General features: G+C 41.7%; 23 protein-coding genes. All 23 read right to left on the bottom strand.

The window, feature by feature from the left end:
• Nucleotides 1-91 precede the first annotated feature (91 nt).
• The gene (locus EEL30_08310) at nucleotides 92-1132 is read right to left on the bottom strand and encodes a LytR family transcriptional regulator (GenBank protein QDX92349.1); all 1041 of its coding nucleotides are present in this window, start codon (nucleotides 1130-1132) and stop codon (nucleotides 92-94) included.
• Between the two features lie 126 nt (nucleotides 1133-1258).
• Nucleotides 1259-1537: a hypothetical protein gene (locus tag EEL30_08305; GenBank protein ID QDX92348.1), complete on the bottom strand. Its 279-nt coding sequence runs from the start codon at nucleotides 1535-1537 to the stop codon at nucleotides 1259-1261.
• Nucleotides 1538-1589: 52 nt separating this feature from the next.
• Nucleotides 1590-4349: a calcium-translocating P-type ATPase, SERCA-type gene (locus EEL30_08300; GenBank protein ID QDX92347.1), complete on the bottom strand. Its 2760-nt coding sequence runs from the start codon at nucleotides 4347-4349 to the stop codon at nucleotides 1590-1592.
• Nucleotides 4350-4610: 261 nt separating this feature from the next.
• On the bottom strand, nucleotides 4611-5258 hold the full coding sequence (gene ytaF, locus EEL30_08295; GenBank protein QDX92346.1) for a sporulation membrane protein YtaF: 648 nt from the start codon (nucleotides 5256-5258) through the stop codon (nucleotides 4611-4613).
• 217 nt (nucleotides 5259-5475) lie between these two features.
• On the bottom strand, nucleotides 5476-5907 hold the full coding sequence (locus tag EEL30_08290; GenBank protein QDX92345.1) for a BrxA/BrxB family bacilliredoxin: 432 nt from the start codon (nucleotides 5905-5907) through the stop codon (nucleotides 5476-5478).
• Between the two features lie 80 nt (nucleotides 5908-5987).
• On the bottom strand, nucleotides 5988-7640 hold the full coding sequence (locus tag EEL30_08285) for a ribonuclease J (GenBank protein ID QDX92344.1): 1653 nt from the start codon (nucleotides 7638-7640) through the stop codon (nucleotides 5988-5990).
• A gap of 346 nt (nucleotides 7641-7986) precedes the next feature.
• Nucleotides 7987-8763: a phosphate ABC transporter ATP-binding protein gene (gene pstB, locus EEL30_08280; protein QDX92343.1), complete on the bottom strand. Its 777-nt coding sequence runs from the start codon at nucleotides 8761-8763 to the stop codon at nucleotides 7987-7989.
• 18 nt (nucleotides 8764-8781) lie between these two features.
• Nucleotides 8782-9672: a phosphate ABC transporter permease PstA gene (gene pstA / locus EEL30_08275; GenBank protein ID QDX92342.1), complete on the bottom strand. Its 891-nt coding sequence runs from the start codon at nucleotides 9670-9672 to the stop codon at nucleotides 8782-8784.
• Nucleotides 9672-10658 carry a phosphate ABC transporter permease subunit PstC gene (gene pstC, locus EEL30_08270; protein QDX92341.1) on the bottom strand — a complete coding sequence of 329 codons (987 nt, stop codon included), beginning with the start codon at nucleotides 10656-10658 and terminating at the stop codon, nucleotides 9672-9674. Before pstC ends, pstA begins: the two co-directional genes overlap by 1 nt.
• A 47-nt stretch (nucleotides 10659-10705) precedes the next feature.
• A complete protein-coding gene (locus tag EEL30_08265; protein QDX92340.1) occupies nucleotides 10706-11623 on the bottom strand; it encodes a phosphate ABC transporter substrate-binding protein in 918 nt (305 codons plus the stop codon).
• A 216-nt stretch (nucleotides 11624-11839) separates the two neighbouring features.
• Nucleotides 11840-12460 carry an SCO family protein gene (locus tag EEL30_08260; protein QDX92339.1) on the bottom strand — a complete coding sequence of 207 codons (621 nt, stop codon included), beginning with the start codon at nucleotides 12458-12460 and terminating at the stop codon, nucleotides 11840-11842.
• 10 nt (nucleotides 12461-12470) lie between these two features.
• Complete coding sequence (locus tag EEL30_08255) at nucleotides 12471-12893, bottom strand: hypothetical protein (protein QDX92338.1); 423 nt, start codon at nucleotides 12891-12893, stop codon at nucleotides 12471-12473.
• 19 nt (nucleotides 12894-12912) lie between these two features.
• Nucleotides 12913-13224 carry a rhodanese-like domain-containing protein gene (locus EEL30_08250; GenBank protein QDX92337.1) on the bottom strand — a complete coding sequence of 104 codons (312 nt, stop codon included), beginning with the start codon at nucleotides 13222-13224 and terminating at the stop codon, nucleotides 12913-12915.
• Nucleotides 13225-13340: 116 nt separating this feature from the next.
• The gene (locus EEL30_08245) at nucleotides 13341-14363 is read right to left on the bottom strand and encodes a cytochrome d ubiquinol oxidase subunit II (GenBank protein ID QDX92336.1); all 1023 of its coding nucleotides are present in this window, start codon (nucleotides 14361-14363) and stop codon (nucleotides 13341-13343) included.
• 19 nt (nucleotides 14364-14382) lie between these two features.
• A complete protein-coding gene (locus tag EEL30_08240) occupies nucleotides 14383-15699 on the bottom strand; it encodes a cytochrome ubiquinol oxidase subunit I (protein QDX92335.1) in 1317 nt (438 codons plus the stop codon).
• Between the two features lie 415 nt (nucleotides 15700-16114).
• Nucleotides 16115-16693 (bottom strand): signal peptidase I, encoded by a 579-nt coding sequence (lepB, locus tag EEL30_08235; GenBank protein ID QDX92334.1) that lies wholly within the window; start codon nucleotides 16691-16693, stop codon nucleotides 16115-16117.
• 73 nt (nucleotides 16694-16766) lie between these two features.
• Nucleotides 16767-17630: a hypothetical protein gene (locus EEL30_08230; protein ID QDX92333.1), complete on the bottom strand. Its 864-nt coding sequence runs from the start codon at nucleotides 17628-17630 to the stop codon at nucleotides 16767-16769.
• Between the two features lie 72 nt (nucleotides 17631-17702).
• Nucleotides 17703-18473: a hypothetical protein gene (locus EEL30_08225; protein ID QDX92332.1), complete on the bottom strand. Its 771-nt coding sequence runs from the start codon at nucleotides 18471-18473 to the stop codon at nucleotides 17703-17705.
• Between the two features lie 52 nt (nucleotides 18474-18525).
• Complete coding sequence (locus EEL30_08220) at nucleotides 18526-18999, bottom strand: hypothetical protein (protein QDX92331.1); 474 nt, start codon at nucleotides 18997-18999, stop codon at nucleotides 18526-18528.
• A gap of 31 nt (nucleotides 19000-19030) precedes the next feature.
• Complete coding sequence (locus EEL30_08215; protein QDX92330.1) at nucleotides 19031-19315, bottom strand: hypothetical protein; 285 nt, start codon at nucleotides 19313-19315, stop codon at nucleotides 19031-19033.
• A 197-nt stretch (nucleotides 19316-19512) separates the two neighbouring features.
• Entirely contained in the window at nucleotides 19513-20697 is a 1185-nt protein-coding gene (locus EEL30_08210) for a phosphohydrolase (protein ID QDX92329.1), read from the bottom strand.
• Nucleotides 20698-20742: 45 nt separating this feature from the next.
• Nucleotides 20743-21366, bottom strand: a complete 624-nt coding sequence (locus tag EEL30_08205) for a DNA-binding response regulator (protein ID QDX92328.1) — start codon at nucleotides 21364-21366, stop codon at nucleotides 20743-20745.
• A complete protein-coding gene (locus EEL30_08200) occupies nucleotides 21338-22921 on the bottom strand; it encodes a two-component sensor histidine kinase (protein QDX92327.1) in 1584 nt (527 codons plus the stop codon). The genes EEL30_08205 and EEL30_08200 overlap by 29 nt, the downstream gene beginning before the upstream one ends.
• Nucleotides 22922-22935 lie beyond the last annotated feature (14 nt).

Below are 22935 nucleotides of genomic sequence, written 5' to 3'. Positions count from 1 at the left end.
TATAAGAATAAAGAATTACGAATCTGGTGTCAATGGAAAAATGATAAAGATGGTCCGTCCTAAACCATCTCTATCAAAATAAAATGCTTTGTTATGAAGCATGCTCTAGATGAGTGTATTTATAAGAGGTGGAGGAATCTCCTCGCTTACCTTCTTTGTCCTCTGCCGAATTCTTGTTATTTAGCTGCTCGTCCATATATTTGATAATGTCTTGATCCGATGGGAGTAGAACAGCACCTTTGCCTGGAACGTTAGCTTCTCGGAACATATTCATTGGCGGTAATTGATGACCACCTTCTCCTGACTGTTGAAGAGACATTCCCAATGAACCTAGCTTAATCATATCAAGTGTGGCTAGATTTGTTTGGATATATGGTTGGACACTATCCAATATTTTAGGAATTTGAAAAATAGTGGTAGTAGACTTCAGTTCTGTAGCAACAGCACTTAGTAGCTTCCGTTGACGTTCTGTACGAGTATAGTCAGAAGTGGCATCATGCCGAAAACGAGCATATTGCAATGCCTTTTCACCATCTAAGCGTTGCAATCCCTTTTTCAAATTAATATCGTACTTTCCTTTATCGGTTGGGTCATGATAGCTCATGTTCTTCTCTACATCTATCTCTACACCCCCAACGGCATCAATTAAGCTCTTGAAGCCTTCGAAATCAGTCAATACGTAGTAATGGACAGGTTGTCCTACAAAATCGCTGACTGTTTCCATGGCAAGCTCAGGGCCTCCATACGTCAAAGCTTCATTTACACGCGTTTTTCCATGTCCAGGTATACGTACAAGCGTGTCGCGCATAATGGAGAAGAGATCATATGTTTTTTTCTCCGGGTCAATACTTACGAGCATCATGCTATCAGAACGCGGTAGTTCATTCGGACGCATCTCTCGTTTGTCTAGGCCCATTAGCAAAATGTTAACCCGCTCTGTCCCCGTCCATACAGGTGGAGCCTCTGGTTTTGTGGCAGTTGGATTCGCTGTTGGCGGAAATATAGTGGCGTCTTGAATACCTGACATAAAACCAAAGATTTTATATGCAAAAAAGACCGCCGTAATTAAAAGCAGGAATACACATAAAAACAGAATACGTTTTGTTCGAATACTCAAACTGGATTTCACCATCCTTGTCAGTCCGTGTCAAAATTTGTTGGCTTGTTTCATCCTAATTAGTATACTCGAAACGGCTGTTTTGCGAATCATTTTTCTTTTCCACTTTTGGAGAATAGAAGAAAAGGAGCCACCAGATGGTTAGCTCCTTTTTTGTATTCTCTCTTCATGGTAAGTAACATTCACGCGGGACGCTTGCTCTTTCGGTACTTTAACCTTGTATACCTTTACCCAAGCATGATTTTCGTGAATCAAGCGTTTTTTACTATGATACTCGACGCCTCGTTCCTCAAGATGCTTGCACCATTGGACAAACTCATTCTTATCAGTAGTCCGAAGCATGGTTACCCATAGTCTTTCTTCAAATAGGTAAGCAATCAGCGAACAGGCAAGAGCCATAGCTAGAAAGAAGATTTCCATGGCACCCCCCTCCTGTTGCTACTGTATGCATACGACAGAGAGTACGTCTCTATTAGTTTAATTTATACACTTCTTTGGGCTGTGAAGAACGAAGAACACCACCCATACCCGCGACAAAAGTAGGAATTCCTGCTGCAACAAAGATTAACGCCCAATCTCGTAACGAGAGTGATGTTGTTTTAAAGATTGGCTGCATAACATCCCAGTAAATAACAACAAGCATTAAAGCAAGTGATGATAACACTGCCCAGACCAAGAACTTATTGCTAAAAGGATTGCGATGGAAGACAGAGCGTTCGCTACGGCAGTCAAATACATGAATAAGCTGTGCCATTACTAAGGTAGCAAAAGCTACCGTTTGGGCATGAGTCAGGTCATTCGGATTTTCATGATAGGCAAGGACAAATGCACCAAGAGTCATCAGGCCAATTAATAAACCACGACTGATAATCTTCCAACCCAATCCACGTCCAAAAATATTTTCATGTTTATTACGCGGTTTATGTCGCATAGTGTCTCCTTCAGATGGATCTACCCCAAGCGCCATAGCAGGTAACCCATCTGTTACCAGATTTACCCAAAGAATCTGGATTGGTAGTAACGGTAATGGTAACCCCATTAGCATAGCGAAAAACATAACTAAAATCTCCCCAACATTAGAGGCAAGTAAATAACGAATAAATTTTCGAATATTATCGTAGATGTTTCTTCCTTCTTCTACAGCAGAAACAATCGTAGCAAAGTTATCGTCTCGCAACACCAATGAGGCTGCTTCCTTGGTCACATCCGTTCCTGTTATCCCCATCGCAATGCCTATATCAGCAGCCTTTATAGCAGGTGCATCATTTACACCATCTCCTGTCATCGCCACAATATGGCCACAACTTTGCAATGCTTTAACAATACGTAGTTTATGTTCAGGGGATACACGAGCATATACATATACTTTATCAACTGTGCTAATCAGCTCTTCTTCGGTCATCTCGTCAATTGTAGCTCCTTCTAGCACATGGCTGTTGACCCCTTGAAACAAACCGATCTGACGTCCAATTGCTTCCGCGGTTATTTTGTGATCCCCCGTAATCATTACTGTTTTAATACCTGCTTGGCGGCACAGTTCGATAGCTGGTTTTATTTCTTTGCGTGGTGGATCTATCATGCCGACCATACCCACAAAAACGAGATCTGTTTCCAATACAGATGGTTCTTCTCCAGTCGTATAATCTTTGAGTGTCTTGTAAGCAAAACCAAGAACACGCAGAGCCCCACCCGCCATCTCTTCTGTATGCTTAGCAACTGTGCTGCAATGAGCATTCGTAAGAGGTACGATTTCTCCTTGCCAGTATATGTGAGAAGAGCGCCGTAGCAGAGCCTCGACAGCTCCTTTGGTTAGCAATTCTACTTCACCGCTTGGTGCTTGTTCTACCACAGACATCATTTTACGATCAGAATCAAATGGCAATTCGTCAATGCGAATGGTGGGTTCATTTTGTTTTTTCCCCTCTTTTAGGGCCTTGTAGGCTAAAGTAAGTAGAGCTCCCTCAGTCGGGTCTCCGATTACATTCCATGTTGGAACATTTTTAGACAGAAGTAGCATGGTGCGTTCCCTTTGCTGACCACTCACTAGCTTTGCATTATTGCATTTCTCTGCAATCTGACAGATCTGAGACAATCCTGAATCTGCCGTTGCCTTTATTACTTTTCCTTGGCATTTAATTTCACCATTTGGTTCATAGCCACTACCTGTTACATCAAAGCTTTTTCCACTATGCCAAAGATGAGTCACTGTCATTTTATTCTCAGTAAGGGTCCCTGTTTTATCAGAGCAAATGACTGATGCACAACCAAGAGTCTCTACGGACGGTAGCTTGCGAACGATAGCATTTCTTTTAATCATTCGCTGCACACCTAGTGCAAGAGCTACTGTCACGATTGCAGGTAACCCTTCTGGAATAGCAGCCACAGCAAGGCTGACCCCCGCTAGGAACATGGTCATTAAATCTTGCCCATGCCAAACCCCTGCCACTATGACAAAAACCGTGAGCAACAAAGCGATCCAGACGAGCGTTTTCCCCATCTGTTCCAATTTAATCTGTAGAGGAGTCTCCAACGTCTCTGCTTGATTCATTAAGTGCGCAATTTTTCCTATCTCGGTAGACATACCAGTTTGAACAACGATTCCCTTTCCTGTTCCCCCTGTTACCATTGTTCCCATAAACGCTAGGTTTTTCTGATCACCTAGAGGAACCTGTCCTTCTGATTCAATAACTTTGGCCGTTTTCATCACAGGAAGCGATTCTCCTGTAAGAGCAGACTCTTCCATTTCTAGTCGATTGGCGTTAACCAGTCTCACATCGGCAGGAACACGGTCACCTGCTTCAAAAAGTACAATATCACCTGGAACCAATAGGGGAGCAGGAACCAAGTCCAGGTCTCCATTACGAATAACTCGAGCCATGGGGGCTGCCATGTCTTTTAAAGCACTGAGCGATTTTTCTGCTTTGGCTTCCTGTATGAAACCTAATACGCCATTTATAAAAATGATGGCAATGATAGTGATGGCATCTAGGTACTCTCCTAAAAAGAAGGAGAGAATGGTGGCGACCACCAGAACTCCCACCATAAAATCTTTAAACTGGTTCATAAATACAACGTAGAGTGGAATCCTTTTGGCTTCGGCAAGCTGATTTTTACCGTATTCTTGTCTGCGAGCAGCCGCTTCTTCCTGTGTTAAACCATTTTGAACATCACTGCCTGTCATTTTAGGTAATTCCGCTAGAGGGACTTGGTACCACGGTTTGTTCGGCTTCAATACAATCTCCTCCAATGCTCTTCTTCAACTTATTCTCATATCTATGCAGACAAGCCGATTGGTATGAAAAAAGCTTGAGATTGAAGTTTTTATTTCTACTCGTTTTCTCCCTGCTATCCGTTGCCACGATCATGTTTGTTATTCATGCTAGGTTCATCGGAATCCCTTAGCTCTCTTACAGCGCCAGTCCCACTTGCAAAATCATGATAGAAAAAGCTTCGGCTCCTTCGTTGAGAATGGATACCGAAGCTATTTTTGTTCTCACCATTTAAAAAGGCCAATACCAATTAACAAAATTGCTGGTAGAAATGACAGCCTCTGAAACCATCCAACTGACGAAAAGCGACGTCCTACCGTCATACCGCCCCATAGCAAAATAATACTGGTGAGGGCCACGCATAAGGATGTAAATAGAGGCGCAAAACCTAGTAGCGTTAAACTAACACCTGAACCAAATGCATCAAGAGACAATGCCAATCCTAGCATGATCGCTTCTTTGCCCACGATGTGTCCCGAACGATCTGTATCCGCTCTCTCTGGATCACGTAAAATGTGTATCATCAAACCAAACATCCGTATCGTCCAGCGAAAATCCCGATATTTCCCGTTTTCCTCCGCAGGTAGGGTATCCGACTGATTTCGTTTACTGATCAACATTTTCCAAAGCGTTAGACCGCCGATCAGAATAAGTACAGCTGCCCCAATCTTGGAACTTAGTTCAGGCGTTACCCAATATTGAAGCCATTGTCCCAATGTCATAGAGACAAAAATGACGGCAAAGGAACAGAGGCTAATTACCAAAAAAGAGGGAAATGGCATATTCATTTTACGCAGGCCGTATGACATTCCTACGCCAAAACCATCCAAGCTGATCGCTAAACAAATCAGCAAAAGCGACACTAAACCCATGTCGATATCCACCTCCGTTTTCACCCTATCATATGAAAGGATGAGGGGGGCTGGTTCCTTTACTGCCTAAAGTATTTTTGCCTTTACATATGCACCAGAGCATACTTTCTGGGCATTTGCCACGAGCTTCTCTGGCACACCACATCTCATCGAGGAATTCCACATAAAATAAAACGCCCATTCCCTTATATGGAATGGACGTTGCATCTACCTATAGTTATTTGCAATGTTGATCAAAAGCATCAGTTAGAAGTTTAGCAATGGATTCTAGTTCATTGCCTTCAATTTGATGACGTTCAACCATTGCTACCAACTTACCATCCTTCAATAGTGCATAAGATGGTGAAGAAGGTGGGTATCCTTCAAAATACTCGCGAGCTTTAGCAGTTGCTTCTTTATCTTGACCAGCAAATACCGTATAAAAATGGTCTGGCTTGGATTCATGGCGAGTCGAGTAGATTGCTGCTGGACGAGCCAATCCTGCTGCACAGCCGCATACAGAGTTAACCACTACCAATGCCGTTCCTTTTAATTCCGAGAAAGTCGCTTCTACTTCTTCTGCTGTGAGAAGCTCTTCAAATCCAGCATTAGTTAGCTCATTACGCATTGGTTGAATAACTTGGCTCATATATGCTTCATAAGACATCATAATCGTTCAACTCTCCTTTACATACATTTCTTCTATTATACCTGTTCTCGTATCAATCGAGTACAAGTGATCTGCAGTTATTACACTTCCATTACGATGGTAAGAATCATCGGGTTCCGTCCTGTTTTTTCAAAGATGAATGGTTTTAATACTTGGTTAATCTGAGATTTTAATTCAGACCACTCTCTTACTTTGCGATCTAGTGCTTCCAGCAACTTTTGTTTGACCAAACCAGTAGCTTCTTGGATAAGGGATTCAGAACCTCTTACGTAAACAAACCCACGGCTTACGATGTCTGGTCCAGTTAGAAGCTTGAACTGTTTCATATCTATGCTAACCACAACAACCATTAATCCATCTTCTGCAAGATGCTTACGATCCCGCAGCACAATATTGCCAACGTCTCCAATACCGCTACCATCAATGAGGACGATACCAGCCGTCACTTTACTTGTCACACGCCCTGATTCACTGGTGCAAGAAACAACATCACCATTATCAATAATAAAGATGTTGTCCGGTTCTACACCCACCTGTACAGCTAATTTAGCATGTTGCTTTAACATCCGATACTCTCCGTGAATTGGAATGAAGTAGGTCGGACGCATAAAACTGAGCATGAGACGCAATTCTTCACTACTACCATGACCGGAAGCATGAATATCAAACGCTGTGTTTTGTACCACATTGGCTCCAGCACGATACAATTTATCAATGATACGACTTACATTAACCGTGTTTCCTGGAATTGGCGACGCTGAGATAATAACCGTATCATCTGGATAGATATGAACAGAACGGTGTGAACCAGATGCAATCCGCGTTAACGCTGCCATCGGTTCTCCCTGACTGCCCGTACAAATAATTAACACCTTGTTATCAGAGTAATTATCAATGTTTTTAATATCGATCTGGAATCCTTCAGGAACTTGGATGTAGCCTAGCTCCTGTCCAATCATAAAGGCCTTTTCCATACTTCGACCAATAACAGCAATCTTACGGTCATCCGCTACAGCCGCATCCACAACCTGTTGCAAACGATGGACATTGGAAGCAAAGGTTGCCAAGATAATTCGACCACTCGCTTTGCTAACGACGTCCATAATGCTGTCGCCAACAGTACGTTCCGACATCGTAAAACCAGGGCGCTCACTGTTGGTGCTATCGGACATCAAGGCTAGTACACCATTTTGTCCTATGCGTGCAATTTTCCCAAACTCTGTAGGACGTCCTACTGGTGTTAGGTCAAATTTAAAATCTCCTGTGTGAACCACTGTTCCTTCAGGAGTTTCAATCGCAATTCCGAACGAATCAGGAATACTATGGTTAGTACGGAAGAAAGAGACAGAAAGATTTTCAAAAGGCAAAATGGTATCTTCAAACACGGGTACCATTTTTACGTCATTTTGCATCCGGTGCTCTTCAAGCTTAGCCTTTACCAATCCAAGTGTCAGGCGTCCACCGTAAATCGTTGCTTTGATCTGTTTTAATACATAAGGAATAGCACCAATATGGTCTTCATGTCCATGCGTAAGTACCATTGCCTTGATCTTATGCTGGTTTTCAATTAGGTAGGAAACATCTGGAATCACCAAATCAATCCCAAACATTTCAGTCTCAGGAAACTTTACGCCACAGTCGATGATGATAATCTCATCTTCGTACTCTACGCAATACATATTTTTACCAATTTCCCCCAGACCACCTAAACCAAATATTTTAACCTCACTCAAAAAAATACCTCCTACAAATACGATGTGGGCCGTTCTATGCTCTCTGCTTTTATAGTAACATAATTTTCATATGGATAGTTGTATTCTCCCAAGGCTTTCACACTTTAGCTCTTCTTCCACTAAAAAATTAGTATACACATTTCGGCTACAAAACAGACTATAAAACCAAAGAATCAGTAAATCTTTCTGCCCGCCTACATAAAGAAAACGGTGCGATTGGCAAACTAACACAAGGAAAGCTGTGAAAAGCACTTATGCGATTATCATAAATTATTATGCTTTCCTCTTCATACAAAAAACCAGCAAGGACTGAACCATGCTGGTTTTTGCTTTTGTGTTTTCTTATTTATCCAAAACGACCACTGAGATAATCCGCTGTCTCTGTTCGCTTAGGTTCATTAAATAATTTGTCAGTTGAAGCTTTTTCCACCAGCTCACCCATGAGGAAGAATGCCGTCTCATCTGCTACTCGTACAGCTTGGTGCATATTATGAGTGACAATGACAATTGTATAATCGTGTTTTAGTGAAATGATGAGTTCTTCAATCTTCGAAGTGGAGATTGGGTCTAACGCTGAACAAGGCTCATCTAAAAGCAAGACTTCTGGCTTCATAGCGATTGCACGTGCTAAGCATAGACGCTGTTGCTGGCCGCCTGATAAAGCGAAAGCGGAATCATTCAGTCGATCCTTTACTTCGTCCCATAGTGCGGCCTTTCGTAGACTTTCTTCCACTATATAGTTTAATTCAGCTTTGCTTGATGTTCCATGAAACCGCGGTGCAAATGCGATGTTTTCATAGATGGACTTTTGAAATGGATTAGCACGCTGGAACAGCATTCCTACCGATTGACGAAGACCCTCTTTTTTCACAGTAGGATCATAAATATCCGCTCCATCTATCCAAAGGTTCCCTGTCACACGACAGCCCTTAATCTCTTCATTCATTCGGTTAATCGTGCGTAAAAAGCTAGATTTCCCACAACCAGAAGGTCCGATCAGCGCCGTTACAGTATTGCGTTCCATTTGAATATTGATATCTTTTACGGCATGTTTATCTCCATAAAAAACGGATAAGTTCTCCGCTTCAATAATAGCTGTTTTTTGGACAATTGTTATTGGCATGATTGAGTCCTCTCTTCCTTACGCGGCGATTTTGGTCAAACGTTTATGCAACCAACGGCCAAACCAACGTGCTCCACCATTAAACATAAGGACTGCGATCACGAGAATAGCTGCCGCTCCATCCGCAATTTCACGTGCATCTGAAACAAGACCCTCTGCATTGATTTTCCAAATATGCACGGCCAAAGACTCTGCTGGACGGAATACGTTCCATGGAGAAGTCGGGCTACTCAGATCAAAATTGTTGAATTGAATATCAGGCGAAGTCATACCTGCTGTAAATAGCAAGGCTGCCGCTTCCCCAAATACACGCCCAGAAGCCAGTACGAATCCTGTGATCAAGCCAGGCAGTGCAGTAGGTAGCAGGACAGAAACAATTGTTTTCCATTTTGTTACGCCTAATGCATAGCTAGCTTCCTTCTGGTCTTGTGGGACGGAGCGCAAGGCATCTTCGGTAATGCGCACGATCAACGGTAGATTAAATACGGTTAGTGCCATCGCACCTGAGATCAGAGAATAGCCCCAGCCTGTCATACTAACAAATAGTAGCAGACCAAACATACCTACAACAATGGACGGCAGGGAAGATAGTACCTCAATAGACATACGAATCATTTTAACCCACTTGCGATCAGGTGCGTATTCAGCTAAATAAATCCCTGCGCCAAGCCCAATTGGAACAGCAAAGCACATGGTTAAAACCAACAAATACAGGGAGTTAAATAACTGCGGACCAATACCACCGCCTGCATGTAACATATCAGGTGGAGACGTGATGAAATCCCAATTTAATTTACTCGCACCCTTGCTGATAACAAACCCTAAAAGACCTATCAACAAGGCAATTAATAAAACAGCAATCCCAGTTAGTAAAAAGGTGGCAATTTTGTCTTTTTGCTTGCTAGTCATTATTTTGCCCCCTTCTTTCTACCGATCAAACGAACCACTAAGATAAATAATAACGACATGGTCAACAGTACCAAGCACATGGACCAAAGCGCATTATGATAAGGCGTACCTGGAATCGTATTTCCCATATTTAATGTGATACCACTTGTTAGTGTAATCGACGGATCGAATAAACCACCAGGTAGTTTCATCGTATTTCCGATAACCATTTGCACGGCCAAAGCCTCCCCGAAGGCACGAGCCATACCAAGAACAATACCAGTTAGACACCCAGAACGCGCTGTGTATAGCACGACATGGCGGATGGTTTGCCAGCGAGTAGCACCTAACGCTAGAGATGCATTGCGTAATTCTTGTGGTACAGTGGCGATTGCATCTGCGGCAACACTGGTCACAGTTGGCAAGATCATAATTGCCAGAACAATTCCACCCGCAATTAAACTGAACCCTAGAATGTCAAATTGACTACGGAGAAACGGGACAAGCAAGGTAAGACCTACGTATCCGTATACAACGGATGGAATTCCAACCAATAACTCCATTACTGGCTTTAATACCTTTTGACCAAACTTAGGAGCGATCTCTGTCATATACACCGCGGCTCCAATACCTAGAGGGGCTGCAATCATGGTTGCTATTAAAGTAACTCCAAATGAACCTAGAATAAAGGCTACTGCTCCAAATTGACCAGGCTCTGCTTCTGGGTCCCACTTTGTGCCGGTAAAAAATTGCGACACGCTAACCCCGTCCACCATAAAGGTAGCGAGGCCACGCGAAGCGATAAAATAGAGGATGGAGAGCGTTAGAAGACCTAACAACCCCGCACAGACAGCTGTGATCAGCTTCCCTGCTTTTTCTTCCCATTGATGTTTTTTACTCAAATGAAACCGGCCGGAAAGTTTTTTTGCAGAAGCGGAGTTTTTCATTTGCCCCGCTCTTACTGTTGTTCCCTGCTGTAGCAGTGTTGTTCTTTGTTCAGCGCTCACTAAACGCTCCCCCTTTATTTGGATAACCTACCCGAGCTACACGTTCTCTATTTTTGTGTAATCTCACCCTTAGCTGTTCTTTCCACTTTCATGGCAGCTGCTGGGATATATTTCAACTCTTGTACAATTCCTGTTTGTACTTCATCACTTGTCATGTATTCCAAGAATTCTTTTTGTGCACCAGTTGGCTCACCTTTTGTATACATGTGCTGATAAGCCCACACTTTATATTTATTCGTTGCGATGTTCTCCGTCGTAGCTTCTACACCATCTAGTTTCACTGTTTTAACAGTGTCATTGAGGTAAGAAGTACCAAGATAGCCGATTGCCCCAGGTGTTTCAGCAATGATTTTGCGAACTGTACCGGAAGAATCCTCTGTGATGCCTTCTGCTTCCTCTGCACCCTCTAACGCGTATTGTACGAAAGTAGCACGAGTCCCAGAGTTTTTCGGACGGTTTACTAATGTAATTTTTTGATCAGCTCCACCAACTTCTTTCCAGTTGGTTACTTTGCCTGTGAAGATGTCAATTAATTGTTGTTTCGTTAGATTATCTACACCCGCTTTTGAATGAACCACAGCTGCCATACCGACTACAGCAATCTTGTGATCTACCAATTGATCAGCAGGGATTCCTTTCTTTTCTTCTGCAAAAATATCAGAGTTTCCGATAGTAGCTGCTCCATTGGCCACCTGGCTCAAGCCCGTACCACTACCTCCACCTTGCACTTGAATTTGCACTTGCTGATTTTTCTCCATAAACTTCTTTGCCGCTTGCTCTACTAACGGTTGCAGTGCTGTGGAACCTACAGCTGTGATAGAACCGCTGCTGGCTGTAGTACTATCTGTTTTCGCTTCTGGTTTGGCTGGTGCTGTCGCATTGGAAGTACCACCTGCTCCGCAACCAGTTAAAAGTAACCCGACAGATAACATACTTGCCATAAGAATGGATGAAATCTTTTTCAAAGGAAATCCCCCTCGTCGCCTTCAATCATTTGATTTCTTTTACACTCTCATCCTACCTCTCTAGCTTAAAGCTAGAATGAACGTAACGTAAAAGGAGTGTTAAGGATTGTTAAGGTTTTGTGGAGGTGGTTTTGAAGGGGAGCTTTTTGGATAAGAAAAAAGCTGCCGTATTCCTTGGCAGCTTTAACTTTTACTCTTTACCACATAATAAACCGATTACTCTTTAGCTAGTTTTTTCATTTCTCGCAAAATCTTTTCTTTATCCATATCATCCGCCATACCATATATCTGACGAATATTTTGATTTTTGTCCAGTAAAAACGTCTTCATTGTATGTACATATAAGCCATCTTTTTGCTTTTCCGCACCAATCCAGAAATCATTCAATATTGGCTTCATAACGTCATCTGGTCCACGTAGGAATTGCCAGCCGCTTGGATCAGCTTGAACTGCTTTGGCGTATTTCTGTAAGGCTTCTGGTGTATCATTTTCATAATCAAATGTAGCCGAAATGAACTCTATGTCTTTTCCATACAGCCCATCTTCTTTTAACGTATTCTGTAAATCCACCATATGCTGAGTGGTTAGCGGACATACATCGGGACAACGTAAAAAAATAAACGAGATGAGACGAACTTTACCGTTAGAATCTGAAAGCTTGACATTCTTTCCATCCATCCGTTCCAACGTAAAATCTTGAACCTTCTTAATAACTGGCATATCTGCCGTAGAAAAATAGCTCTTGTACAAAACACTACCTACAGCAATCAGAACAATAATAACTCCAAAGATGGGAAGCCACTTTCTGTAGAGGCTCCCTGCTGTTACATCATCCATTTTTATCCCCCTACTCTTTTATCTCGTAGTTGTATAGAAACGTGTGATCCTTCCCCTGATCATCTTTCCATTCCAACGTGCTCTGCCATTCACCAGGCATCATAATATGCGGGCCAGATTCTTGCCAGCTTGCTTCCTTTTTCTTCTTCAGTTCCTTTTCACTTTTACCATGTGTGTCCATGCTTGGCATCTCAAAATGCAGCACAGCTCCTTGCCCTGACTCTGCCTGCGCTTGGTCATTGGTAATCGTCACTGTGTAAGTGTTAACTCCAGCTATTCCAGGCTTTATTTCCAGCTTCGCCTGATAACCATCTTGGGTGGCTTGCAATTCGATGTTGCCTGCCTTCTTATCGCTACCACCACAACCGGTTACGGCGAGTAACAGAAAAATTGCTCCTAACCATCCCAACCATTTCATCTGTTGTTTCGGCATGTTACTCCCCCACTTTACTTTATCGAGCAATCTCTCCTGGCCAAGCCAGCATGCCGCCTTCCATGTTTACTGCTTCAATCCCATTATGCTTTAAAAATTCACAAGCATGGTAGCTTCTCGCTCCACTACGGCATACCATGATAATTTCTTTGGAAGAATCAAATTGCTCCAGAGAAGCTGGCACATCACCCAAGGGAATGAGGATGGCTTCTGCAATGTGACCTGCTGCCCACTCTTCCGGTTCTCTAACGTCTATTATCTGAATGGCAGCCTTTTCATTTAATTTCGTCAACACCTCTTCAGGTGTAATTTCTTTCACGATATTGCTCATACATAATAGCCCCCTCATTTTACGATAATTCAAATATATCATATGTCCCCAATAGAAAAAAAAGAGAAGCAGCCCCAAACTGCTGGAGTACTTCTCTTGTCAAAAAATGTTAACAATTAATGGGTTTTCTTATCCCCTTTTATATATTTAGCGTCAAATAAGAAAAGCTTCATCAACAAAATAAGGGACGGAACTAATAAACATAGCCCTGCAATGAACCCAATGACCAGTGCTCTCCCCATCTCTGGGCTGTTAATACTATCTGTAATTGTGATGTACGGATACAATAAGTATGGCAAATGCGCCTTACCATATCCAAAAAAAGCAAAGAAGAACTGTAGCATGACTGCAAAAAATGCCCAGCCATAAGCACGTCGTTTATACAATAAGAAAGTGGCTACCATAAAGCAGATAAAGGATACGATGAAAAACCAACCGTTTTCTACCATCTTGCTATAATGCTCTGGGTTATGAATCTGAATGGTCCAAAACACGAGCAAGCTGGCAATGATAGTTGGTAGCGACCAGATCATTGCATAAGAATGTAACAACTTGGTCGCGTCCTTATCTCCTGCTTTGTTAGCATAAAAGGTCAAAAAGGTTGCACTAATAAACAAGACGCTGACTAAGGCCAATAAAATAACAGCATACGTGTAAGGAGTCGCCAACATTTTGCCCATTAACAGATGAATTTTGTTGCCTTCTTCCACAATAAATCCACCCTCTGATGCCACAAGGACTGTAGATAAAGCAGCAGGAAGCAACAGACCTGTAATCCCATAAATGCCATAATATAATGTACTGTCTCTAGCCCCATAATGTGCAAAAGCATAGAAGGAACCACGTAACGACAACAACACTAAAGCTAAACTACCGGGAACCAACAACGCTGTGCCATAATAGTAAGCCGTGTCTGGAAAGAAACCTACGATCCCTACAATAAAGAAGATCAAAAATACATTTGTTACTTCCCAGACCGGAGATAGATAGCGCTGGATAATTCCATTAACGATATGATCCTTCTTGCGTCGTCTAGAATAGTAAGCGAAAAACCCTGCTCCAAAGTCAATGGAAGCTACAATCAAATAGCCATACAAGAAAATCCACAGAATTGTAATGCCAAGAAGTGCGAGCGACATGTATTCCTACCTCCCTGTCCTATTTTTCCAGTTCCAGTTCGACTGGTTTATCTTTAAACATTCGCTTCAGGACAAGGGCGCACACCGTTCCCAAGAAGGCGTACAGCAGGCAGAAAAGAATGAGCATTTCACCGACATTATTTGCTGTCGTCGCTGCATGCACCGTTCGTAGATAACCATTTAATACCCAAGGTTGTCTACCAATCTCTGCAAACATCCAGCCAAATTCAATCGCCAAGAATCCGAGTGGTGCTCCAAACACAGAAGCCCACAAAATCCATTTGGGTGGCATACGTTTTCGCACTTTTACAAACAAGAAGTAAAGCACCGGAACTAATGCCATATACCCACCTATGATTGCCATACTGTCAAACAGATAATGAATAAACAGAGGTGGCCATTCATCTCGTGGAATGTCATTTAACCCCACTACTACCCCATTTGGAGAGTTTGTCGCTAAGATACTCAAAGCATACGGTACCTTTATCGCATACTTTACTTCTTGCTTCTCTTTATCCAAAACGCCCCCAAAAACAAATTCGGCTTTGTCGGTTGTCTCAAAGTGCCACTCCGCTGCTGCCAATTTCGCAGGTTGATATTCTGCTAAGAATTTACCAGCGATATCCCCCCATACAGCAGTCCCCATGGAAAAGATAAACGCAAGCGTAAGCGTCAAATTAAGTGCCTTTTTATGATAGGAATGCGTCTTACCCTTTAACATGCTTAATGCAGCAATCGCAGCCATTACATATGCGCTAGTGGCATAAGAAGCAAAGACCATATGTCCCACCTTGGAAGGTGTAGCCGGATTAAACATTGCTGCCATTGGTTGAATGTCGCGTAGAACACCGTCCACTAGCGTAAAGCCCTGTGGTGTATTCATAAAAGCATTCACCGTCATGATAAAGAAAGCAGAACCAGTAGAACCAATAATCACAGGAATAGAAATGAGCCAGTGAATATACGGATTCTTAAAACGGTCCCATGTATAAATATAAATTCCCAAGAAAATTGCTTCAAAGAAGAACATAAACGTTTCTAAGAACAACGGCAAAGCAATGACTTCTCCTGCCAATTTCATGAACGATGGCCACAAGAGGCTTAACTGTAGACCTATACAGGTCCCTGTCACAACCCCAACAGCTACTGTCACAGTGAAACCTCGAGTCCAACGGCGTGCCATCAATAGATAAGCTTTGTCTTTTTTACGAATCCCAATAAACTCAGCAATGGAGATGACCAAAGGAATACCAACACCCATTGAAGCAAAAATAATATGAAACCCCAGCGTCACGGATGTTAGTATTCGAGCTAACATGGTGCTATCCAGATCCAATCTTACTCCCCCCTCATACCATACATCGCTCTTATATAGTGTGAATTTTATCACACATAAACAACATTTATGTTAAAAACTATCGTTATGTTGTGAACAATGCTGGGCGAATTTTTGTCGAATTTGTAGCTAGATTTTATATGTGAATAAACTATGTCTAATCCATCCAAGCTTTTATAAAAAATAATGGATAAGGCTTGCTTTTTCTCTATTCTTATAATCCAATTTATACAAATTAAGGTGTGATCTAGGTGAATTCTTTTATTTATATTTAAAAAATAGACCCCATTTGTATCAGGGGTGAGAAATAAAATGAGGATAAGCCTCTCTTAGTATCTCTAGCTATATCTACGATTATGTTTATATCAAAGAAAAATCCAGCCTTATACCAAGGCTGGATTCTACAAATATTAGCTTAGATTTCTAAGGGTTTAGCTACCCGATAAAAAGGAAACAGCGATAAGGAAACATAGCCCTTAATATCTTTAATGGGTAATTGACCTACACTAGGGTCGCGGCTATCCATACTTTCACCCAACGTACGATTATCTCCTAAAATAAACATGTGATCATTCGAAACTGTAAGTGGGTCCATATCATTTGATATGCCTTGCGTATATAGTTCAGGAAGTGGGCTGTCATTTACATAGACAATCCCTTTCTCGATTTTCACTGTATCACCAGGCAGACCAATAATTCTTTTAATGATCTCATATCCTTTCGCTTCTTCATGGATGACTACCACATCCCCCAGAGCAGGCGCAGAGAAATGAGTAGGAATTTTATTTAACAGCACGATGCTTCCATCCTTCATTGTAGGATCCATCGAATGACCAATTACCTTGGTTAGACCAATGCTATTTATCATGAGAAAGTAAACGACTGCCAGTATCACGAAAAAACAGAACCAGCTAAAAAGTTCGGCTTGGAATGACTTTTTAGGTTGATTAGGTGCTACATCATTTTCCTTTGTTTCTAGTCTTATCATTTCCATCCTCGACACCTTTTTCTTATAGAGTGATAGTTTCATTCACTTGATGGACTGTTCATGGTGCTGGGAGTGGTGATTATTCTGGATTTGCTGGGTCTGGAATATCTGCTGGTCGTTGCTGTGTCTCGTCTGGCGCAGAGACCTCAGGAGCTGGTGTTGGATTCCCATCTGGAACTGATACTGGTGGCAAGGTCTCTTCCTGATTCGTTGTCGGTACAGGCGGTTGCGGCTCACTTGGATTTGGTACAGGTACGGATGATTGCGGCTCACTTGGGTTCGGTACAGGTACAGGCAGTTGCGGCTCGCTTGGATTTGGTACAGGTACGGGCGGTTGCGGCTCACTTGGGTTCGGTACAGGAACGGGTGATTGTGGCTCACTTGGGTTCGGTACAGGTACAGGCGGTACTTCTGGCGTTGGTACTGTCGTTCCGCCCCCCTTGGCAGGTGGGGGGGATGGAGCAGGAACAAACTCCAAGGAAGGGGCTTCATAGCTGTCAGCCATATCCTCCATTGCATTTTGAGCACTACTTAGAATGGCAGCTAATTTCCTTTCTATTTGCCGCTTATCCTTTTCATTTGAGATATCCAGATTATCGATCAGATGACCTGAATAATCTGTTAAGGATTTAAGGCGTGATGATCTCTCTTCCATAGTAAATTGCTTTAAATCTTCGGCCGACTCTAGCAGTTTTCGTTGGATTTCTGCCTTCAAGCGCTCTTTTTGTACTTTCGTCTCAGTTTTTAGGGCATCAGTTACCGATTGCTTGGCTGTCTCGGCACTTTGTGAATACCACCCTTGTAAGAATTGCGTAACATCCACATCAGCATAGGCAACACCCATCGTTAGACCAAAACACATGCTTAAAGAAACAAATCCAAAGAAAATTCGCTTGCGCACTTTATTACGTCGATGCTTTTCTCTTTTCGTTCTGCTTAACACATCTTTTCCCCCTTAATGGGCATTGTCAGAGCTTACAACAGAAGCTCTGACAATGTATGATAATAGTTTTTATTATTTAAATTGGTCAGCTACTAGTTGATCCAAGCTATTCTTCGCTTCCTGTTCAGCTTTAACACCTGTATCTTTGATAGCATCCTTCACTTGTTTCTCCAATAATTTCGCTGATTCATCAACTACTTTTTGGATTTCAGCGACTTTTTCATCAATAAAACGTTTTGTTTCCTCTTTAGAACTTGCTTCTTTCTCGCGGATTAAAGCAGTAATCGTGTTTTTAGCATCGTTAATCGCACCGGTTAGTTCTTGTTTTGCTTTGTCTTGTGCACTAGTAACGTTCGTTTTTATTTCTTGTTTTCCCGCTTCTCCAGCGTGGTTCACCTTATTGGTAAGATCGATTATCGAATTGACTTTTGTATGATTAGCTGCTTTGTTAATTTCCTGCTTGATTCCTTCTACGTTTTGATTGTATTGATTCTGCATGTTGCCTTTGATTTCGTTCGTTTTGCCTCTCAAAGCATTCAAATAATCGTTTTTAGCAGCCGTTAGTGATGCTACAGCACGATTTGCTTCTTCGGTACCTGCTTGCTTAACACGGTCAGAAACCTGATTTTTTAGCTTATTTAACTCATTATCTGTAATTGCCTTTTGTTCGTTTCCATATTTAGCCGTTTCTGTCACAATAGATGCTGTTGAAGCAGAGAATTGTTTGTCATACCAATTTTTAAGCTGTCCTCCCACGTCAACCGCCGCAAATGCAGTACCTAAGCTACCAACCAAACCAACTGCTAACACACCAATCACGATTTTACTTTTTACCTTTTTCATCCTCTTCATCTCCTAACTTTTTTTAAAAGGGGATTAAGGAAACAATGCCCTTCTATTTGTTAAACACCTGTTGCTCTGAAGTAAATTTATGAAGGAAATCAATTGTTTCTTTATCTAGTTCTTCATGGATGTTCTCGTTGGATTGTTGTACAAATTGTTTAAAATCCGTAGGCAATTCTTTCTGTTCTAAGGTGTTTTGCTTTTGATTCAATCGTGTTTTCTGACGGTCTACGTACTCATCAATTGATTTTTCTCCTGTTTTGGACACTTGAATCATTTCTTGTTCCAGCAAGAAAAGGGTTTTATCAGTTGTGAATTTTGCTTCTTCTACCACTTTGTTATTACTATTCTGCTTATAAGCGTCAGTTGTTTCTTCAATTGTGTTACTCGATGCCATCATCTTCTGGTTGTACCAGATACTTAACTGATTTTTTACATCGATCCCAGCAAAGCTAAAACTCACAGCTACGGAGGAGACCAGTACAAATAGGATGGATATAATCTTTATTCCTTTTCCTTTTATCATTACGGTACTTCCTCCTTTCGAAAAGTAGAGACTAAAAAGGTAACAGCAGGATAGGCATCAAAGCTAAACTGGAATGCAAACCGGCTACTAATACATGCCAGTTTGATCGTGTGTGTTCATCCGCATCTTCCAAATTCACACTAGGACGGTACGTAATGAAACAGTTATTAATGCGGACATATTGATACAAAATGTGTAACTCAGCCGCAAGCTCAACCATCTCATCATGGGTCAAACGCTCCGAATCCTTTTCCACATATAACGTCTCACCGTCCAACACAATCTCCCACGTGTTCAGTTTTTTTGTAATGAGCATCAGCCTTCCCCGCTTTACTTTTCTTACCCTTATTGTAAAAAAAGTTCAGACGCTTTTCTTCCACTGTGAGAGGTACTTTTCCAGATGAACAGGATGATCTTTATCTACAACTCATAGGGGAAGATGCAATCATACTATGTGCATTTTTTCACTTATAAAAACAAAAAAAGACCGGATCTACTTGATTCCGGCTCCGTTCACGTATTTGTTTCTACATAAGTATGAATTGGAAAAGAACACGAATGATGCCCCTGAGCTACTTCTTCTCGCTCCTGACCTACTACCGCTTGAAACAGCGCATCAATGACATCTGCCCGAAAAGCTTGATTTTTTAACAGCTGCAACTCATCAAGCGCTTCTTCAGTGGTATAAGCATTTCGATAAGACCTGGGTTCAGTCATTGCTAAGTAGGTTTCTACTGCGCCAACAATTTGGGAAAGCAACGGGATTTTTTCTCCCTCCCATCGCTCTGGGTACCCACTACCATCATATCGTTCATGGTGATAACACATGGTTTCAATAATCTGTTGATACTGTGGAAGATCGTCTAGAAGTTCTTTGGCCATCATGCAATGCTCCTGTATCATCTCGTACTCATAATCCGTCAACTTTTCTTCCTTTTCAAATACATAGTCTGGCCATTTGATTTTACTTACAAAGTGTATAAGCGACATGCACTGTAACTCCCAGTCTTGTACATGAATAGGTCTCTTTAACATAAAGATGGTTCTTTTCAAAAGGTAACGCATCTGCTCAATTTGTCTGCTGGAGGTTTGGGATTTCCGCTCAACCGTTGGCACAAAAGCGTACAGCATCCGATACAGAGTGGCTAAATGATTTCGCTCCTGTTCCTCTCGCATTCTCTGTTCTTGCATGACAAATATACGCAACCACAATATCCCGAGTAAATAACCCACAATAACAAATCCCATTACAGGTAAAATAGCTGGAAGCGCTTCTTCTACTTGGCTCATTTTAGCTTGCCAGTAAAGTGACATCAATAACACTACGACATATATGATACTCCCCACATGCATTACTTTTTTCTGTCTAGTCATACTGAGCAGTAAAGGGTACGCCAAAGCTAAGCAACCTATTTTAATAGTAGTAAAAGGTGGTGCCAATGATACAAACAAAAATAAAAATAAGACACAGAATGATATCATCCAATCCGAATAAGAGTAAGCAGTTTCGTACATACGATACAAAAAATAGACACCCCAGCACACACATAGGCAAAAGAAGTAGCTAAGTAAAGAACTAATCCAGATCTCTTGCCGTTCAAATCCTTTTGCCAGTAGGGTGAGGGTTAAAAACAACGAAGCCAGATAAGCTGCATATCGCATCATTTGTTTAGCCAGCTTCTCTTGTTCAAACTTCATTTTGTGAAACTCCTCTCCTAGTCCTACCTATATCCACGCCAGCTATTACTTCACTTTAACCAGCCCCCGCTTGAGCGCATACAACACCGCTTGAGAGCGGTTCGGTTGTCCCGTTTTGCGTAGGATACTACTTACGTGGGTTTTTACAGTCGCCTCGGATATATAGAGCTTCTCCGCAATCTCGTGATTACTCAAATTATCAATAATAAGTTCAAATATCTCTCTTTCTCGTTCTGTTAATTGAAGCTGAGCCGTTTGTGTAGACTTTTTTCGCTCTAACTTGGGCTGAAAGCAGGAATACCCCATCAAAATCATGTCGATGGTATGCAAAATTTGCTCAGGCATGGTATCTTTCATCACATATCCATCAATTCCCCCATCGAGAGCTTGAAAGATATCTTCACTATCATCAAAAGCTGTCAAAATCAAAAGCTTAATAGCTGGAAGTTGCTCTTTCAGAAGTTTCCCACTTTTAAGCACGCTTTGACCCGGCATTTTAAGATCAGAGATAATAAGGTCTGGCTTGCATTCCAATACTTTGATATACAACTCATCTCCATCAGCCGCTTCCCCCACTATTTCAAATTTACCCGCCAGCTGTAGAATCATTTTGACTCCTTCGCGGACAATCCTATGGTCGTCAGCAAGAAAAACCTTTATTTTCTCCACCACTAACCCCTCCTCTAGGGATAAACGCCGTGATTTCTGTACCCTGTTGCTCCACAGAACGAATTGTAATCGTTCCACCAACACGCTTCATTCGTTCCCGCATATTAGAGATTCCGAATGATCTATTGGAAGTATTTACGTTTTCCATAGCAAAACCAATTCCATTATCTTTGATTCGTAGCGTCCATTGCACTGTTGTAGCCTCTAAATAAATTTCCACCTGATCTGCTTTGGCATGTTTTAACATGTTATATAATGCTTCTTCTACTACACGATATATCGCTTCTTCTACAGCCAGACTCTCTTCCATAACTGTTCCCTTGGTCACATAATGAAACTGTATACCCGTTCCTTTTAATATACGTTCGCCCATGTCACGGATTGCATCTAGGAGTGGTTCAGCTTCCCGATTAAAACGCAAATGCTGTATATACCCACGCACTTTCAAATGACATTCTTTCATCTGTTCTTCCATGCGATCAATAGTGGCGAACATCTCTTCATTCATGACAGGATTAAGCGTTTGTTTCATATAAAATAGTTGAGCTGATAAAAAAAATAATTGTTGGGCTAAGCTATCATGCATATCCTCAGCCATTTGTTTGCGGGTTTCTGCATCCGTACGAAATACCAACTCCTCTGTGTCCTTGATATGACGCAAATGGCTAGATGTCACAATAGCAAAACTATGTAGAAAAAGTAGATCAACCATAGACAAACCTTCTGCACGTTGCCCAACGAGTAAAATCGCCCCTTGTCGTTTACCTTTTTGACCTAATGGGAAATACAGCACATCCTCTGATTGACCCGTGAAGTTACTCATCGTAATTGTTCGATGCTGTTTAAGTTCTTGCCAATTATTACTTTCTAACAGGGCAAACTGGTAAAACTCCCTTTGCCAATCCTTTTGTCGCCTTGTCTGGTTAAACCAAAGAACATACGACTTCTTATAAGGAAAAAGTCGCTTCAAAAAACGTTCTCCTAAATGGCATAAATCGCTTGCCGCTTTATTTTTACGCAACAGCTTAATATAAGACATAAAGGATAACCAGTGCTGAAAATAAGCTTTCATTTTTTTACGAAGAATGTGAATAAATCCACACAACATGATGGTAGTAACGAAATGCGTGACTAAAAGACCCTCTGCACGTAAATTAGAATCGTCCGTACTTGTCAGTCCTCCACAAGTAAGAAAGAGAATGGCGCTACCAAATCCTAGAACAAGGATTCCCCATATATAACGTAAAGGTAAGCGCAAGCCCAATAGTAACAACGACGTATAAGCAAACCATAAATCAGGACTTCCCCACATTTGTTGCGTTATCACCCAATACAACAGAAAGAAAAATTCAGCTGTCAACAAAACTTCTCTGACCAGTATTATTCGATACAGCGTTAAAATACTTAGTAACGTTTGTATGCCAAGTAGTATATACACTGGAATAACCAAGTAAATAACTGTTGTATCCATCATGACATACATCAAAATGAGTAGAACCCAACGAAATAACACAATGATCCACTCTACATTTCTAAACAGAAGATTGGCGATCATGAGAAACCCCATTA

The sequence above is a fragment of the Brevibacillus laterosporus genome (genome assembly GCA_007833815.1).
Classification (GTDB): Bacteria; Bacillota; Bacilli; order Brevibacillales; family Brevibacillaceae; genus Brevibacillus_B; species Brevibacillus_B laterosporus_D.
Note: the sequence above shows the minus strand (reverse complement) of the source record. Positions and strands in the feature narration are given on the sequence as shown.

Coding starts and splice junctions, on each gene's coding strand:
- ytaF (QDX92346.1), bottom strand. CDS start 5,258: ATGGGTTTAGTGTCGCTTTTGCTGATTTGTTTAGCGATCAGCTTGGAT.
- EEL30_08215 (QDX92330.1), bottom strand. CDS start 19,315: ATGCTCATTACAAAAAAACTGAACACGTGGGAGATTGTGTTGGACGGT.
- EEL30_08220 (QDX92331.1), bottom strand. CDS start 18,999: ATGATAAAAGGAAAAGGAATAAAGATTATATCCATCCTATTTGTACTG.
- pstB (QDX92343.1), bottom strand. CDS start 8,763: ATGCCAATAACAATTGTCCAAAAAACAGCTATTATTGAAGCGGAGAAC.
- EEL30_08200 (QDX92327.1), bottom strand. CDS start 22,921: ATGATCGCCAATCTTCTGTTTAGAAATGTAGAGTGGATCATTGTGTTA.
- EEL30_08260 (QDX92339.1), bottom strand. CDS start 12,460: ATGGATGATGTAACAGCAGGGAGCCTCTACAGAAAGTGGCTTCCCATC.
- EEL30_08305 (QDX92348.1), bottom strand. CDS start 1,537: ATGGAAATCTTCTTTCTAGCTATGGCTCTTGCCTGTTCGCTGATTGCT.
- lepB (QDX92334.1), bottom strand. CDS start 16,693: ATGGAAATGATAAGACTAGAAACAAAGGAAAATGATGTAGCACCTAAT.
- EEL30_08290 (QDX92345.1), bottom strand. CDS start 5,907: ATGATGTCTTATGAAGCATATATGAGCCAAGTTATTCAACCAATGCGT.
- EEL30_08245 (QDX92336.1), bottom strand. CDS start 14,363: ATGTCGCTCGCACTTCTTGGCATTACAATTCTGTGGATTTTCTTGTAT.
- EEL30_08210 (QDX92329.1), bottom strand. CDS start 20,697: ATGAAGTTTGAACAAGAGAAGCTGGCTAAACAAATGATGCGATATGCA.
- EEL30_08250 (QDX92337.1), bottom strand. CDS start 13,224: ATGAGCAATATCGTGAAAGAAATTACACCTGAAGAGGTGTTGACGAAA.
- pstA (QDX92342.1), bottom strand. CDS start 9,672: ATGACTAGCAAGCAAAAAGACAAAATTGCCACCTTTTTACTAACTGGG.
- EEL30_08225 (QDX92332.1), bottom strand. CDS start 18,473: ATGAAAAAGGTAAAAAGTAAAATCGTGATTGGTGTGTTAGCAGTTGGT.
- EEL30_08255 (QDX92338.1), bottom strand. CDS start 12,893: ATGCCGAAACAACAGATGAAATGGTTGGGATGGTTAGGAGCAATTTTT.
- EEL30_08310 (QDX92349.1), bottom strand. CDS start 1,132: ATGGTGAAATCCAGTTTGAGTATTCGAACAAAACGTATTCTGTTTTTA.